We start from the raw sequence: 14806 nt of genomic DNA, 5'->3' as shown, positions 1-14806 counted from the left end.
TTCAGTTGTCGGCTGGTGAGCGGCCCAGGCCACGCCAGTGCTTGCCGCCGATCATGATGAAGCGCAGCTGCTGGGTGATCTTGGCTTCGGGCTGCAGGTGCGCCGGCAGGCTTTCGGCCGGCGGGTCGATCAGTTCCGGCAGGGTGGCGAAAACGGTTTTCACCACCAGGTCGGCGATCACGTCCATGGCCGGTTCATCCAGCTGCGGCATGCGGTTCATCAGCTTGAGGTCGGCGGCCAGGTCGTCGGTAATGCGCTGGCGCATGGCGGCGATGGCCTGACGCACGCGCTGCGAGCCGCCGTACTGTTCGCGGGCGAGGAAGAGGAACTGCGAGCGGTTGGCGCTGACCGCGTCGAGGAAGATCCGCGTGCTGGCCTCGACGATGCCGCCCAGCTCGAATTCGTTCTGCCGGACCACGCGCAGGGTATCGCGGAAGGTGCCGCCAACCTCGGCCACCAGGGCCAGGCCCAGCTCGTCCATTTCCTGGAAGTGCCGATAGAAGGCGGTGGGCACCACGCCGGCTTCGCGGGTGACCTCGCGCAGGCTCAGGCTGCCGAAGCCGCGGCCGCTGTCCATCAGGCGGCGGGCGGCATCCATCAGGGCCAGACGGGTTTGCTGTTTCTGTTCGGCGCGGGCAGACATGACGGTTCCAACGGACGGAGTGCGCCGCACTCTAACAAAAAAGTTCCGCCCGGCGTCACTGGCTGAGTGATGGGGGCAGCCTCGCCGTCGGCTAGTCGTCCTGCCGGGCCAGCGCCGTATGGCGGCCGAGCAGCTGCAGGGCGCGGTCCGGGTAGTCGGTGATAAGGGCCTGGGCGCCACGGTCGAGCAGGCGGCGCATGTCGGCCTGTTCGTTGACGGTCCACAGTTGCACATGCAGGCCGCGTTCGCGGGCGTGTGCGATCAGGCCGGTGCTGGCCACGGCCATGTCCCCATGCCGTTCCGGGATCTGCAGGGCCTGGTAGCTCGGACTCAGCAGGCGGCTCAGGCCGAGCCAGTCGAGGGCCACCAGCAGCTTGACTGAGCCGGGCCCGGCGGAGGTGGCTACCTGGGGGCATAGTTCGCGGAACTGCTGCAGGCTGCTCTCGTAGAAACTGCCGACGATCACCCGCTGCATTTGGCCCTGTGCCTGCAGCACCTGGCACAGCTGTCGTTCGAGGCCGGCATCGGGCACCTTGATTTCGATGACCTTGGCGATCGGCCCGGTGGCCTTCAGTACTTCCTCCAGGGTCGGAATGCGCAGGCCCTGCCCGCGATAGGGGAAACTCTGGCCACCGTCCGGGCTCCAGTGATAGCCGGCATCCAGTGCCTGCAGCTGAGCCAGATCGAGATCACTGACCCTGCCTTGCCCATTGGTGGTGCGGTTCACCCGGCGATCATGGATGACCACCAGATGGCCGTCGCGGGAGCGGTGTACGTCCATCTCCAGCAGGTCGACGCCCAAGGCGCTGGCACGCTGGAAGGCAAACAGGGTGTTTTCCGGCCACAGGCCCCGGCCGCCCCGGTGGGCAATCACCAGCGGCCGCTCGGCGAACCCGGCCAGTACTGCCGGTGTGCTGGCCGGACGGCTCAACAGGCTGGCCGTCAGCAGCGCACCACCGAACAGGCAGAGGGGAATGAGCAGGAAGCGGGCCAGTCGCAGCATGGGCAGAGGATTCCGGAAAAACACCGAGCACAGCATAGGTCGATGACAGACTCATGACGGCGGGCACAGGCAGGCTGTGCCCGCCGGGGTATCAGTGCGCCAGCAGCCAGAGGCCTGCCCCCGCACTGCCGAGGCCGGCCAGGCGGACCAGCGGTGCGGCCGTCAACGGCAGGAAACGCACCACGGCATAGCCGATGCCGTGCAGGGCGGCGGTGGCGGCGAGGAAACCCAGGGCGTAGCTGATCGGCTCGGCCATCTGCGGAAGCTCCAGGCCGTGTGCCACGCCATGGCTGAGCGCGAACATGCTGGTCAGCGACAGAGCGACCGCCATCGGCAGGCGGGCGGCCACGGCCACCAGCAGACCGAGTGCCAGGACCGAGGCGGCGATGCCGCTTTCCAGTCCGGGAACTTGCAGGCCGTCGAAGCCAGCCAGGCCGCCGAACAGCATGCTGATCACGAAGGTCAGCGGCAGCGCCCAGCGGGCAGTGCCTTTCTGCTGCGCGGCCCACAGACCGACGGCCAGCATGGCCAGCAGGTGATCGAGGCCGCCGAGCGGATGGGCCAGCCCGGCGAGCAGCCCGGAGTGGTCGTGACCGCTGTGGGCGAAGGCGGCGGCGGGCGCGAGGCAGAGGGCAACAGTGGCGAGGTGTTGGCGCAGATTCATGGCAGTCTCCTTGACTGATCCGGTGCTTCAGGCAGCGCTGAGCATGCCGTGGCGTTCGATGAAGGCGATGATCTCGTCCAGGCCCTGACCGATCTTCTGGTTGCTGAAAACGAAAGGCTTGTCGCCGCGCATCTTCTTCGCATCGCGCTCCATTACCTCCAGCGAAGCGCCGACCATGGGCGCCAGATCGACCTTGTTGATTACCAGCAGGTCGGACTTGCAGATGCCCGGCCCGCCCTTGCGCGGCAGCTTGTCGCCGGCCGATACGTCGATCACGTACAGGGTCAGATCGGACAGTTCCGGGCTGAAGGTGGCCGACAGGTTGTCGCCACCGGATTCGACGATGATCAGCTGCAGGCCGGGGAAGCGGCGGTTGAGCTGCTCCACGGCTTCCAGATTGATCGAGGCGTCCTCGCGGATGGCCGTGTGCGGGCAGCCGCCGGTTTCCACACCGATGATCCGCTCCGGTGCCAGTGCCTCGTTACGCACCAGAAACTGGGCGTCTTCCTGGGTGTAGATGTCGTTGGTCACCACGGCGATGTTGTAGCGCTCGCGCAGGGCCAGGCAGAGGGCCAGGGTCAGGGCGGTCTTGCCGGAGCCGACCGGGCCGCCGATGCCGACCCGCAGAGGTTGACTGTGCATGTTGAGGTTCCTTGTCATGAGCGGAAGAGACGCGAGTACTGGCGCTCATGCGCCATGCTCGCCAGGGCCAGGCCAAACGCGGCGCTGCCCCAGTGTTCGGTGGGATGCTGGCTGGCCAGCTGTTGTGCCTGCTGCAGGCTGGGCAGCAGGTCGGAGGTCAGGCGCTGGGCGGCCTGCTGGCCCAGCGGCAGGCTCTTCATCAGCACGGCCAGCTGGTTTTCCAGCCAGCCCCAGAGCCAGGCGGCCAGGGCGTCCGCCGGGGTGATTTGCCAGGCCCGCGCAGCCAGTGCCCAGGCCGGTGCCAGTCCGGTTTCGGGCAGTTCTGCCAGAAAGCTGCGGGCGCTTGCATCCAGTTCGGGCAAACCGTCGAGCAGTTGCTTCAGCGAGTAGCCCATCTGCCGGCTTTCCTGGGCTAGCTCGCGGGTTTCACGGCTGGCCAGGTGTTCGGCAGCGAGGTTGGCTAGGTGTGCCCAGTCTTCATCGGCAGCGGCCTGGCAGTGGGCCAGCAGCAGCGGGGCCTCGAAGCGGGCCAGGTTGAGCAGCAACTGATCCTCAAGCCAGCGCCGGGCACTGCCAGCGTCATGCACCAGCCCCTGATCGACCGCCAGCTCAAGCCCCTGGGAGTAGCTGTAGCCGCCAATCGGCAGCTGCGGACTGGCCAGGCGCAGCAGTTGCCAGGCCGGGTTCACAGGCGCACGCCAAACTGGTGCAGGCGCGGCGCGTAGTTGAACTCGGCCTCGCCGGCATGGGAGTGGTGATGGCCACCGCCATAGGCGCCCTGTTCCGGCTGGAACGGCGCTTCGATCAGCTCGACCTGCGCGCCCAGCTGTTCGAGCATGGCCTGCAGTACATAATCCTGCGGCAGGCGCAGCCAGCCTTCACCCAGTTGCAGAGCCACATGGCGATTGCCCAGGTGGTAGGCCGCGCGCATCAGCTCGAAACTGTTGGCGCAGGTGACGTGCATCAGCGCTTCGGGGCTGGCGATGACCCGCACCACGCGGCCGTCGGCGGCCTGCAGGCAGTCGCCGTCGGTCAGGGCCGGTTGGCCGCGCTCGAGGAACAGGCCGGTTTCTTCACCGGCGGTGCTGAAACAGCGCAGACGACTTTTGCTGCGCGCCTCGAAACTGAGTAGCAGTTCGGCGTCCCAGTCGGGCTGAGGGGAGATACGTTGATGGATGACCAGCATGAGAATCCTTGCTCGCAAGCGGTAATGGCTTGTCTGAGCAAGAGCCTTGCCAAGCGTCCAGTCGCGCAGGGACCGGGGCATGGGTGATGGCTGTAGCCTGGCGCCGCACGCTATTGGTGCGAACTGTTTGGTGTGTGCTCTTTTGGGGCGTTCAGTTGTGTGGCGGAAGCCAGGCGCGGCGCTATTGCATTCAGTCCTGCGCCTGCTGGCGGCGTAGACGCCACTGGCCCAGCTCGAAACTCAGCACCACGACAATCGCCAGGGCAAAGGGCAGCAGCAGGTAGAAGCCGCGGAACACGATCAGGGCCGCCAGAACGTCGACCGTGGGCACTTCCGGCATGGCGCTGATAAAGGTCACTTCCAGCACGCCGAGACCGCCCGGGGCATGGGACAGCAGGGCCAGGGAGAAGGAGGCGAGGAACACCCCGAGCACCACGAGAAAGCCCGGGTGGTTGGCTTCAGGCAGGGCGAAATAGATGATCGCCGCCGCGCACACCAGCTCCAGCGGGCCGGCCAGCAGTTGGCGGGCGACAATGCCCAGACGCGGGTATTCGACGTGCAGCTTGCCCCAGGTCCAGGGTTTGAACTGGCGCCAGGAACCGAGCACATAGAGGGTCACCAGGCTCAGCAGCAGGCTGCCGATGGCCACCGAGACCCAGGGCGTGATGTCGGCCACGCGCTTGATCAGGTCAGGCTGGCCGACCAGCACCACGCCACCGGCCAGTAGAGTGCCAAGGACGAAGGTGAAGGAGCAGAAGACGATGAGGATGCCAATTTCCTGCGGCGTCAGATCCTTGCTGCGGTAGGCGCGATAACGCACCAGTGCGCCGGAAAACACCGAAGCGCCGATGTTGTGCGCCAAGGCGTAGGTGGTGAAGGAACACAGGGTGATGAACCACCAGGAAATCTTCTTGCCCAGATGGGCGATGGCGATGCGGTCGTACCAGGCCAGTGCCGTATAGGCGCCCAGCGTCGCGCCGGCTGCCAGCAGCCAGTTGCTGAAGGGAATCGCACGCAGACTGTCGGCCAGTTCGGCCAGCGAGATGGTGCGAATTTCCTTGTAGAGCAGATAGCAGGACAGCACCACCGCCAGCAGGCCGATGACGGTCCAGGCCAGATCGCTCTTTCTAACCATGGGGGAATCCTTGAAACACACGCCGGCGCTGAATTGCCGGTCGGGGCATGCCGCAGGCTGAACCTCTCCTGAGGTTAGCAGCGGCGCGATCAACGGCGCGCAGTATCGGCGACGCGCCGGAGATACACAATATAAGCCGGCGGTTCATGCACGGGAGCTTGACCCTGATCAGCACTCCGCATGCCTTTGCCACTGGCTGCAGACGCCGGTACTTGACCTATGCTTGGCCCTTGGGTCGAGGAATCGTGACGATGGGCAAAGGCTGGCATCTACTGTTGCTGACTACCGTGCTGTTTTGGGGACTGCCTGGCGTGGCGGCGCCCCTACGGCTGCTCACCGAGGATGCCCCGCCGATGAGTTTCCTGCGGGAAGGGCGGGTCGAGGGCATGTCCGTCGAGGTGGTGCGTGAGCTGGCCCAACGTCTCGGTGAAGAGATCGAGATCGAGCTGGTGCCCTGGACCCGTGCCTACCTGCTGGCTCAGCATCAGGCCGATACCGCGGTGTTCTCCACCGTGCGCACGCCGGAGCGGGAAGCCCTGTTCCGCTGGGTCGGGCCGCTGGTGCGCGGGCAGACCCGCTTCTACTCGCTGAAATCGAGCAACCTGCAGGTCCGCGACCTGCAGGAGGCAACGCGTGCCGGCTGGATCGCGGTGCCGCGCGAGTGGTACACCTACCAGACCCTCAAGGCTCATGGCCTGAACAATGTCTATGGCACCAGTGGCTCGCGGCAGATGATCAACCTGCTCAAGCATGGCCGGGCCAGCCTGATCGCCACCGAGGACATTACCCTGGCCCAGGAACTGGCGGCCGGCGGCCTCGCGCTCGATCAGGTGCAGGCCCACTACAGCTTCATGAGCTCCGATTACTACATTGCCTTCTCTGCGCAAACCGCCCCTGAGCGTGTGCGGCGCTGGCAGGCCATGCTGGAAACGATGCGGGCCGATGGCTCGCTCCAGCGCATCGTGCAGCGCTGGTTGCCAGGCCAGAACCTACCCTGAGGTTCGCCTTAGCCATCGCCTGCTAATCTGCAGGAGTGCTTGGCGATCTTGGGTGGCTTATGTGGCGGCGTGTCGTGTTGTCCCTCTTGTTACTGTTCTGCCTGCCACTGCGGGCGGCCGATCTGTTGCTGTATACCGAGGAAGGGCCGCCTCTCAACTTCACCCGTGACGGCCAGCTCACGGGCTATGCCGTGGAGGTGGTACAGGAAATCCAGCGGCGCAGCGGCGATCAGCTACGCATCGAGGTGGTGCCGTGGAGCCGCGGTTATGCCCTGGCCCGCGAGCAGGCCAACGTGGGCCTGTTCTCCATGGCGCGCATCGCCGAACGCGAGGGGCTGTTCCAGTGGGTCGGGCCGATCATGCTGTCGCAGAACCGCTTCTATACCCGCAAGGGCAGCAGCTTGAAACTCACCTCGCTGGAACAGGCCAAGGGCTTGCGCATCGCCTTGCCGCGCCAGTGGTACACCTTGCAGTACCTGACATCCCGTGGGTTCAGCGACATCTTTGCGGTATCCAGTGCGAGCAAGATGGTTGATCTGTTCAGCAAGGGCCGCACCGATGTGCTGGCGGTCAGCGATATCAGCCTGCCCATGCTGCTGGCCGAGGTGGGGATGAATCCGGATCAGGTCGAGGCGCAGTACAGCTTCCTCCAGCACCAGTCCTATCTGGGGTTTTCGCCCGCCACCGACCCGGTGCTGGTGGCCCGCTGGCAGGCGGCACTGGATGAGATGAAGCGCGACGGCAGTTTCGGTCGCATTTACCAGCGCTGGTTCAGCCACCTGCCGATGCCTGAGATGCTGTTGCAACCGCCCCTGGTCGCCAATGAGTAGAGCGAACCTTCTGCCGCTGCAGCAGCGGGCCGAACTGTTTTCCCACCTGGGAGCCATGGAACAGGCTGGTGTGCCGGTCAGTCAGGCGCTGAGCAGCCTGAGCCTGGGGCCGGCCTGGCAGACGGCTATCGCCCGCCTGCAGCGTGAGGTGGCGGCGGGGCGTAGTCTGGCCGTGGCGGGACGCGTGAGTGGCCTGCTCAGTCCGCTGGAGGTCAACCTGCTGCAGGCCGCCGAACATGCTGGCAGTCCGGAACGCCTGTATCAGCGCCTGGCCAGTCAGTACGCCGAACAGGCCCGGCAGCGTCAGGCCATGCAGGCGCGGCTGTACCTGCCGGGCGCAACCTTGCTGTTGGCTCTGCTGATCCAGCCCCTCCCGGCGCTGGTAGGCGGCAGCCTGAGCGTGGCGGGTTATCTGTGGTCGGTGCTACAGCCTCTGTTGTGTCTGGCCCTGGCTCTATGGGGCTGGGCGCAGTTGCGTCGCCAGGGTGAGCAGGGGCTGCTGGCGACGAACCGGGGACTGGCCACTATCGGCCTGCGGTTGCCCATGGTGGGCGTGAGCCTGTTGCGGCGCGCGGTGCGTGACTATTTCACCAGCCTGGGCCTGTTGCTGGAGGCCGGCGTGGCGCTGTTCGAGGCCATGCCGCTGGCCGTGGCGAGCCTTGGCAATGCCGCGCTGCGCGAGGACTTCCTGGCCATGCAGGCGCGGGTTGTGGCGGGTCAGCCCCTGGCGCAGGCGCTGCAGAACATGGACTTCCCCGGGCAGCCGCAGTTGCGAGCCCTGGTGGCCAGTGGCGAGGCGAGCGGAACGCTACCGGCGGTGCTGCTGGCCTTTGCCCAGCGGCAGGGGCAACAGCAGGCCAGCTTCGAGGAACAACTGGCCACCTGGCTGCCGCGCCTGGCCTATCTGCTGGTGGCACTGTGGATGGCCCATGGGCTGATCACCGGCGGCGGTATTGGCCCGAGCGTGCCGCCTGATCTGCGTTAGCCGGCCGTAGTGGCGGCGCACCGCCACTCCATGAGCGCGGGTGGCGGGTGTTCGCCAGGCGCTGTCAGTGACCAGGCGTCATGGCGGGCATTGCAGCGGTGCGGTATGTGTCTTGCTATCGCCGGGTGACGACTCACTCTGTATCCCTGCTGCCGGAACCCATCATGCAAAGAACTTCCCATCACCAGTTGCGCCGTGATTTTCGGGCGTTGCTGGCCTCGTCCTCCTGTTACCACACGGCTTCGGTGTTTGACCCCATGTCGGCGCGGATTGCCGCCGACCTCGGGTTCGAGGTCGGCATACTCGGCGGCTCGGTGGCGGCGTTGCAGGTGTTGGCGGCGCCGGATTTTGCCCTGATCACCCTCAGCGAATTCGTCGAACAGGCCAGCCGTATCGGCCGGGTGGCGTGTCTGCCGGTGATCGCCGATGCGGATCACGGTTATGGCAATGCGCTCAACGTGATGCGCACAGTGGTGGAGCTGGAGCGCGCCGGCGTCGCGGCGCTGACCCTGGAAGACACCCTGCTGCCGGCGCAGTTCGGGCGCAAGTCCACCGACCTGATCGGCATCAACGAGGGTGTCGGCAAGCTCCGCGCGGCGCTGGAGGCCCGGGTCGATACGGCGCTGGCCATCATCGCCCGTACCCATGCCGGCGTGCTCAGCGTGGAGGAGGTGATCGAGCGCACCGTCGCCTATCAGGAAGCCGGTGCCGATGGCATCTGTCTGGTCGGGGTGCGCGACTTTGCCCATCTGGAACAGATCTCCAGCCATCTGCAGGTACCGCTGATGCTGGTCAGCTATGGCAACCCGGCGCTGCGCGACGATGCCCGTCTGGCCGGTCTCGGCGTGCGCATCGTGGTTGACGGTCATGCGGCCTACTTTGCCGCGATCAAGGCCACCTACGACTGTCTGCGCGAGCAGCGTGGCGTGGCGACCTGCGACCTGAATGCCACCGAGTTGACGCACAGGTACACCCAGCCGGAGGATTACATCGTCTGGGCGCGTGACTACATGAACGTGCAGGAATAGGGCGAGCGCTCAACACCGCTTGCCCGCAGCGGAGGACAGCAGCATGGCCGGAGGCTGGAGCACTGACGGCGCCGTACAGGAGCAGATCGACGACAGCATTGAGGACGCCATTGCCCGGGTGCGCAGCCAGCTGCCGCAGGGCGACAGCCTTCTTGAGTGCGAAGAGTGTGCGCAGCCGATCCCCGAGGCGCGGCGCCAGGCGCTGCCTGGTGTGCGGTTGTGCGTGACCTGCCAGCGCGAGCACGACAAGCAGCAGGCGCAGTTTGCCGGCTACAACCGGCGCGGCAGCAAGGACAGTCAGCTGCGCTGAGAGGCCTTGGCCTTTGGTCGTAACCTGACCGATTGGACTGGATCGTCTGGTAGCAAATCATTAGCATGCTTAGCCTGCTAATTATGTGTCGGATAATCTTCTGTGCCGCATCGTCCCCATCCCGGACTGGGCATCGCCCTGATCCTCGCATCCGGCCTGCTCCTCTCCAGCCAGGATGCGCTGTCGAAGACCCTGACGGCGGTGTACCCGGTGCTCCTGGTGATGTGGCTGCGCTACCTGTCGCAGAACCTGCTGATGCTGGCGCTGTTTGCCCCGCGCATGGGCTGGAACCTGGTGCGCACCCAGCGTCCCTGGCTGCAGTTGGCGCGCGGTCTCAGTCTGGTGGCCATTACTCTGCTGTTCTACAGCGCGCTGCGTTATATCCCGTTGGGTGAAGCAACGGCGGTGATCTTCCTGGCGCCGTTGGTGGTCATCGTGCTGTCGGCCACCGTGCTCAAGGAGCACATCAGCCGAGGCCTGTGGCTGTCGGTGGGCTGTGGCCTGCTGGGTGTGCTGCTGATCGTGCGGCCGGGCGGGGCGCTGTTCACGCCGGCCATTCTGCTGCCGCTGGGGGCGGCCTTCTGTTTCGGCCTGTACCAGCTGCTGACCCGCAGGCTCAATGGCACCGACCATCCGGCCACCAGCAACTTTCTCTCGGCGCTGGTCGGCACCCTCTGCATGAGCGTGCTGTTGCCCTGGACCTGGCAGACACCGCCATTGACCGACGCGCTGCTGATGGCGCTGCTGGGCGCCACCGCGATGTCCGGGCACATGCTGCTGACCCACGCCTACCGCTTCGGCAGCGCCGCCAGCCTGGCGCCCTTCACCTACATGCAGATCGTGATTGCCACCCTGCTGGGCATGCTCTTCTTCGACCATGTGCCGGACGTCTGGTCGATGCTCGGCATGGCGGTGATCATCCTCAGCGGTGCGGCGCTGGCCTGGGGCCAGCGCGCCCGGTAGGTTGGGCTGAGCCGCATAGCGGCGAAGCCCAACGACTGCGGCGTCAGAACAGAAAGTACCGCTGCGCCAGCGGCAGTACTTCGGCCGGCTCGCACCAGAGCAGCTGGCCGTCGGCCCTGACCTGGTAGTTCTGCGGGTCGACTTCGATGCTGGGCAGGTAGTCGTTGTGGATCAGGTCGGCCTTGGTCACCGAGCGGCAGCCTTTGACCACGCCGATCTGCTTCTGCAGACCGAGTTGTTCTGGCACTCCTGCGTCGAACGCCGCCTGGCTGATGAAGGTCAGGCTGGTGGCGTGCAGCATGCCGGCATAGCTGCCGAACATGGGGCGGTAGTGCACCGGTTGCGGGGTCGGGATCGAGGCGTTGGCGTCGCCCATCAGACTGGCGGCAATCGCCCCGCCCTTGAGAATCAGCGTCGGTTTCACGCCGAAGAAGGCCGGGCGCCAGAGCACCAGATCGGCGAACTTGCCCACTTCGATGGAGCCGACTTCGTGGCTGATGCCGTGGGTGATGGCCGGGTTGATGGTGTATTTGGCGATGTAGCGTTTGACGCGGAAGTTGTCGTTGCCGGGGGTATCTTCGGGCAGCGGGCCGCGTTGCTGCTTCATCTTGTCGGCGGTCTGCCAGGTGCGGGTGATCACCTCGCCGACGCGGCCCATGGCCTGGCTGTCGGAGCTGATCATGCTGAACGCGCCGAGGTCATGCAGTATGTCTTCCGCCGCAATCGTTTCGCGGCGGATGCGGCTCTCGGCGAAGGCCACGTCCTCGGCAATGCTCGGGTCGAGGTGGTGGCAGACCATCAGCATGTCCAGGTGTTCGTCGATGGTGTTGCGGGTGAACGGCCGGGTCGGGTTGGTCGAGCTGGGCAGCACGTTGGGGAAGCCACAGGCCTTGATGATGTCCGGCGCATGGCCGCCGCCGGCGCCTTCGGTGTGGTAGGTGTGGATGGTGCGGCCCTTGAACGCGCCGAGGGTTGTCTCGACGAAACCAGACTCGTTGAGGGTGTCGGTGTGGATCGCTACCTGGATATCGTACTGGTCGGCCACGCTCAGGCAGTTGTCGATGGCCGCCGGGGTGGTGCCCCAGTCTTCATGCAGCTTCAGGCCAATGGCACCGGCCCTGACCTGCTCAATCAGTGGCTCGGGCAGTGAGACGTTGCCCTTGCCGGTAAAACCGATGTTCATCGGGAAGGCATCGGCCGCCTTGAGCATCATCGCCATGTGCCACGGCCCCGGGGTCACGGTGGTGGCGTAGGTGCCGGTGGCCGGGCCGGTGCCGCCACCGATCATGGTGGTGGTGCCGCTCATCAGGGCTTCTTCGATCTGCTGCGGGCAGATGAAGTGGATATGGGTGTCGACGCCGCCGGCGGTGAGGATCATGCCTTCACCGGCGATGACTTCGGTGGCGCCGCCCACGGCGATGGTCACGTTCGGCTGGATATCCGGGTTGCCGGCCTTGCCGATGGCGGCGATGCGCCCGCCCTTGAGGCCGACGTCGGCCTTGACGATGCCCCAGTGGTCGATGATCAGCGCGTTGGTGATCACCGTGTCGACTACATCTTTAGCGCAGAGCTGGCTCTGGCCCATGCCGTCGCGGATGACCTTGCCGCCGCCGAACTTCACTTCATCGCCGTAGGTGGTGAAATCCTTTTCCACCTCGATCCACAGGTTGGTGTCGGCCAGGCGCACCTTGTCGCCGACGGTGGGGCCGAACATGTCGGCATAGGCTTGGCGGGAAATCTTCATCACAGCGCTCCCATGATGCGGCCGGCAAAACCGTAGACGCGGCGGTCACCCGCCAGCTCGACCAGCTCGACCTCACGCGACTGGCCCGGCTCGAAGCGCACGGCGGTGCCGGCGGCGATATTCAGGCGCATGCCGCGTGTGGGTTCACGGTCAAAGGTCAGGGCGTCGTTGGTTTCGAAGAAGTGGAAGTGCGAGCCGACCTGGATCGGCCGGTCGCCGCTGTTGGCGACGGTCACGCGCAGGGTGCGGCGCCCGGCGTTGAGTTCGATCTCGCCGTCCTGGATCAGGTATTCACCGGGGATCATGGGCGTTACTCCAGAATCAGTTGCATGAAAGTGAGGTCCAGCCAGCGGCCGAACTTGCGGCCGACCTGGGGCATCTGCCCGGTCACGACAAAGCCGCTGCGCTGGTGCAGGGCGATGGAGGCCAGGTTGCCGCTTTCGATAGCGGCGACCATCACGTGCAGGCCCTGGGTCTTGGCGCGGGTGATCAGCGCCTGCAGCAGGCGGGTGCCCAGCCCCTGTCCGTGGCAGTTCGGGCGTACATAGACCGAGTGTTCGACGGTGTGGCGAAAGCCTTCGATGGCCCGCCAGGGGCCGTAGCTGGCGTAGCCGACGACCTCGCCCGCGTCATTGCGGGCGACCAGCACCGGGAAGCCGGCGCACTGGCGCTCGCTCAGCCAGGCCTGGCGGTTGGCCAGATCGACCCGGGTTTCATTCCAGATGGCGGTGGTGTGCTCGACCGCATCGTTGTAGATGGCCAGGATGCCGGGCAGGTCGGCGCTGGTGGCGTCTTGAATGGTCATGGTCAGGCAATCGGCTGGTGCACGGTGACCAGCTTGGTGCCATCCGGGAAGGTGGCTTCAATCTGGATTTCCGGAATCATTTCCGGCACGCCTTCCATCACCTGCTCACGGCTCAGCAGGGTGGTGCCGAAGTGCATCAGCTCGGCCACGGTCTGGCCATCGCGGGCGCCTTCGAGCAGGGCCGCGCTGATGTAGGCCATGGCCTCCGGGTAGTTCAGCTTCAGCCCACGGGCCAGGCGCCGCTCGGCGACCAGACCGGCAGTGAAGATCAGCAGTTTGTCCTTCTCTCTTGGCGACAGGTCCATCAGGTACTCCAGATTCGTGGGGGCACGGCGTCGCGCCCGAGTAGTGCGGGGCGCAGCAGGCGCCAGCGTTCGATCAGCCAGGCGCGCGCCTGCAGGGCCTCGCCGGCCAGGCAGCGGGCGACGATCAGGCCCGGCAGTTGAGTCAGGTCGCCGCGCAGCATCTGGCCCACGGGGCAGGGCAGCTCGCGGCAGCGTTCCAGCAGTTCGGCGGAGAGTTCGCCGGTCATCAGCAGGGTGGCAAACACCGGGTGTCCGGCCAGGCCAATGGGCGAGTCGAGCAGGCCGTCGCCACCGACCACGCGCTGGCGCTCATGCCAGAGCAGGCGGCCGTCGCGGCGGATATCCAGATGGGACTGGAAGTAACCCGTGTCAAAGCGTTCGTCCGCCGCCGGACGGCCCAGTGCGACCATGTCCCAGTAGCACAGCCGGGCATCGCCTTCGAGGTCGATGCGCGTGGTCAGTTCGGCCTGCGCGCCGGCATAGACGATGGTTTCCTGTGGCAGCCATTCCAGCGTCGCGCCGGGCCCCACGCGCAGGTTGACCTGCTGGCTCGCGGCGCTGCGCGCGCGGTACCACTTGGCGGCACCAGGGCTGGTCAGTTGCGCCCAGGCGCTTTCGTCCACGCGGGCATCGATCTGCAGGCGATCGCCGCCGGCAATGCCGGCGGGCGGGTGGACGATGATGTGCTGGCACACCTCGGGGCCTTCGGCATACAGGTGTTTCTGCACGCGAAGCGGGCCTTTATGGCGGCGCAGCACCGGGCGGGTGGTATCCCCCTGGCGCGCGTAGCCGAGGTCCAGCTCGGCGTGCCAGCTGGGGGTGAACAGGACGGGAGGAAGGGCGGCGTTCATGGGCTGTCTTGTATCAGATTGCCACCAGCCCACGCACGCCATCGGCTTCCATGGTGTCGCCGCGGCCCTGCTGGATGATCTCGCCGCGGCTCATCACCAGGTACTGGTCGGCCAGCTCGGCGGCGAAATCGTAGAACTGCTCGACCAGCAGGATGGCCATATCCCCGCGCTCGGCGAGTTTTCTGATGACCACGCCGATCTCCTTGATCACCGAGGGCTGGATGCCTTCGGTGGGCTCATCGAGGATCAGCAGGCGCGGCTGGCTGGCCAGCGCGCGGCCGATAGCCAGCTGCTGCTGTTGTCCGCCGGAGAGGTCGCCGCCGCGGCGCTGCTTCATCTCGCGCAGCACGGGGAACAGCTCGTAGATGAACTCGGGGACAGTCTTGGCTTCGCTGGCGCCAAAACGGGACAGGCCCATCAGCAGATTCTCTTCCACGGTCAGACGCGGGAAAATTTCCCGGCCCTGGGGCACATAGGCAACTCCGGCGTGCACCCGCTGGTGTGGCTTGAAGCCGTTGATGCGCTGGCCTTCCCACTCGACCTTGCCGTCCTTGGCCGGAATCAGCCCCATCAGGCATTTGAGCAGGGTGGTCTTGCCCACGCCGTTGCGACCGAGCAGGCAGGTGACTTCGCCGACCTTGGCCTCGAAGGAGAGGCCGCGCAGGATATGGCTGCCGCCGTAGTATTGGTGCAGTTGTTCGACTTTCAGCATGC

General features: G+C 66.0%; 19 protein-coding genes. 6 read left to right on the top strand and 13 right to left on the bottom strand.

The window, feature by feature from the left end; translation table 11 throughout:
• Position 1: 1 nt before the first annotated feature.
• The 7 genes from fabR to HNP49_RS12225 form a co-directional block, all read right to left on the bottom strand.
• Complete coding sequence (gene fabR, locus HNP49_RS12255) at positions 2 to 643, bottom strand: HTH-type transcriptional repressor FabR (RefSeq protein WP_184683630.1); 642 nt, start codon at positions 641 to 643, stop codon at positions 2 to 4.
• Between the two features lie 91 nt (positions 644 to 734).
• Positions 735 to 1646 carry a glycerophosphodiester phosphodiesterase gene (locus HNP49_RS12250; protein ID WP_184683628.1) on the bottom strand — a complete coding sequence of 304 codons (912 nt, stop codon included), beginning with the start codon at positions 1644 to 1646 and terminating at the stop codon, positions 735 to 737.
• A gap of 91 nt (positions 1647 to 1737) precedes the next feature.
• The gene (locus HNP49_RS12245) at positions 1738 to 2310 is read right to left on the bottom strand and encodes a HupE/UreJ family protein (RefSeq protein WP_184683626.1); all 573 of its coding nucleotides are present in this window, start codon (positions 2308 to 2310) and stop codon (positions 1738 to 1740) included.
• A gap of 27 nt (positions 2311 to 2337) precedes the next feature.
• Positions 2338 to 2952: an urease accessory protein UreG gene (ureG, locus tag HNP49_RS12240; RefSeq protein ID WP_095940219.1), complete on the bottom strand. Its 615-nt coding sequence runs from the start codon at positions 2950 to 2952 to the stop codon at positions 2338 to 2340.
• Positions 2953 to 2966: 14 nt separating this feature from the next.
• Positions 2967 to 3641 carry an urease accessory protein UreF gene (locus tag HNP49_RS12235; RefSeq protein ID WP_184683623.1) on the bottom strand — a complete coding sequence of 225 codons (675 nt, stop codon included), beginning with the start codon at positions 3639 to 3641 and terminating at the stop codon, positions 2967 to 2969.
• Complete coding sequence (ureE, locus tag HNP49_RS12230; protein WP_184683621.1) at positions 3638 to 4138, bottom strand: urease accessory protein UreE; 501 nt, start codon at positions 4136 to 4138, stop codon at positions 3638 to 3640. Before ureE ends, HNP49_RS12235 begins: the two co-directional genes overlap by 4 nt.
• A gap of 190 nt (positions 4139 to 4328) precedes the next feature.
• Entirely contained in the window at positions 4329 to 5273 is a 945-nt protein-coding gene (locus HNP49_RS12225) for a YbhN family protein (protein WP_184683619.1), read from the bottom strand.
• Positions 5274 to 5524: 251 nt separating this feature from the next.
• Between HNP49_RS12225 and HNP49_RS12220 the strand changes: the two genes are divergently transcribed.
• The 6 genes from HNP49_RS12220 to HNP49_RS12195 all read left to right on the top strand — a co-directional run bounded on the left by HNP49_RS12220 (position 5525) and on the right by HNP49_RS12195 (position 10387).
• Positions 5525 to 6271 carry an ABC transporter substrate-binding protein gene (locus HNP49_RS12220; protein ID WP_184683617.1) on the top strand — a complete coding sequence of 249 codons (747 nt, stop codon included), beginning with the start codon at positions 5525 to 5527 and terminating at the stop codon, positions 6269 to 6271.
• A gap of 77 nt (positions 6272 to 6348) precedes the next feature.
• Positions 6349 to 7101: an ABC transporter substrate-binding protein gene (locus tag HNP49_RS12215; RefSeq protein ID WP_184683615.1), complete on the top strand. Its 753-nt coding sequence runs from the start codon at positions 6349 to 6351 to the stop codon at positions 7099 to 7101.
• The gene (locus tag HNP49_RS12210; RefSeq protein ID WP_184683614.1) at positions 7094 to 8086 is read left to right on the top strand and encodes a type II secretion system F family protein; all 993 of its coding nucleotides are present in this window, start codon (positions 7094 to 7096) and stop codon (positions 8084 to 8086) included. The genes HNP49_RS12215 and HNP49_RS12210 overlap by 8 nt, the downstream gene beginning before the upstream one ends.
• Before the next feature lie 164 nt (positions 8087 to 8250).
• Positions 8251 to 9114 (top strand): oxaloacetate decarboxylase, encoded by an 864-nt coding sequence (locus tag HNP49_RS12205; protein WP_184683605.1) that lies wholly within the window; start codon positions 8251 to 8253, stop codon positions 9112 to 9114.
• Between the two features lie 43 nt (positions 9115 to 9157).
• Entirely contained in the window at positions 9158 to 9424 is a 267-nt protein-coding gene (locus HNP49_RS12200) for a DksA/TraR family C4-type zinc finger protein (RefSeq protein WP_184683603.1), read from the top strand.
• A 102-nt stretch (positions 9425 to 9526) separates the two neighbouring features.
• Positions 9527 to 10387: a DMT family transporter gene (locus HNP49_RS12195; RefSeq protein WP_184683601.1), complete on the top strand. Its 861-nt coding sequence runs from the start codon at positions 9527 to 9529 to the stop codon at positions 10385 to 10387.
• Positions 10388 to 10430: 43 nt separating this feature from the next.
• Here the strand turns inward: HNP49_RS12195 and ureC are convergent, their stop codons facing one another.
• Genes ureC through urtE form a run of 6 tightly spaced genes read right to left on the bottom strand, consistent with a single transcriptional unit; the run spans position 10431 to position 14804 of the window.
• Positions 10431 to 12131 carry an urease subunit alpha gene (ureC, locus tag HNP49_RS12190; RefSeq protein ID WP_184683599.1) on the bottom strand — a complete coding sequence of 567 codons (1701 nt, stop codon included), beginning with the start codon at positions 12129 to 12131 and terminating at the stop codon, positions 10431 to 10433.
• Positions 12131 to 12436, bottom strand: a complete 306-nt coding sequence (locus HNP49_RS12185) for an urease subunit beta (protein WP_095940207.1) — start codon at positions 12434 to 12436, stop codon at positions 12131 to 12133. Before HNP49_RS12185 ends, ureC begins: the two co-directional genes overlap by 1 nt.
• Positions 12437 to 12441: 5 nt before the next feature.
• Complete coding sequence (locus HNP49_RS12180; protein ID WP_409372546.1) at positions 12442 to 12936, bottom strand: GNAT family N-acetyltransferase; 495 nt, start codon at positions 12934 to 12936, stop codon at positions 12442 to 12444.
• A gap of 2 nt (positions 12937 to 12938) precedes the next feature.
• Positions 12939 to 13241, bottom strand: coding sequence for an urease subunit gamma (ureA, locus tag HNP49_RS12175; protein WP_095940205.1), 303 nt, complete (start codon positions 13239 to 13241; stop codon positions 12939 to 12941).
• Positions 13241 to 14092, bottom strand: a complete 852-nt coding sequence (locus HNP49_RS12170) for an urease accessory protein UreD (RefSeq protein WP_184683597.1) — start codon at positions 14090 to 14092, stop codon at positions 13241 to 13243. The genes ureA and HNP49_RS12170 overlap by 1 nt, the downstream gene beginning before the upstream one ends.
• Positions 14093 to 14105: 13 nt before the next feature.
• A complete protein-coding gene (gene urtE, locus HNP49_RS12165) occupies positions 14106 to 14804 on the bottom strand; it encodes an urea ABC transporter ATP-binding subunit UrtE (RefSeq protein WP_184683595.1) in 699 nt (232 codons plus the stop codon).
• Positions 14805 to 14806 lie beyond the last annotated feature (2 nt).

The sequence above is a fragment of the Pseudomonas fluvialis genome (genome assembly GCF_014207935.1).
Classification (GTDB): Bacteria; Pseudomonadota; Gammaproteobacteria; order Pseudomonadales; family Pseudomonadaceae; genus Aquipseudomonas; species Aquipseudomonas fluvialis_A.
This window is presented reverse-complemented; position numbering and strand designations above follow the sequence as displayed.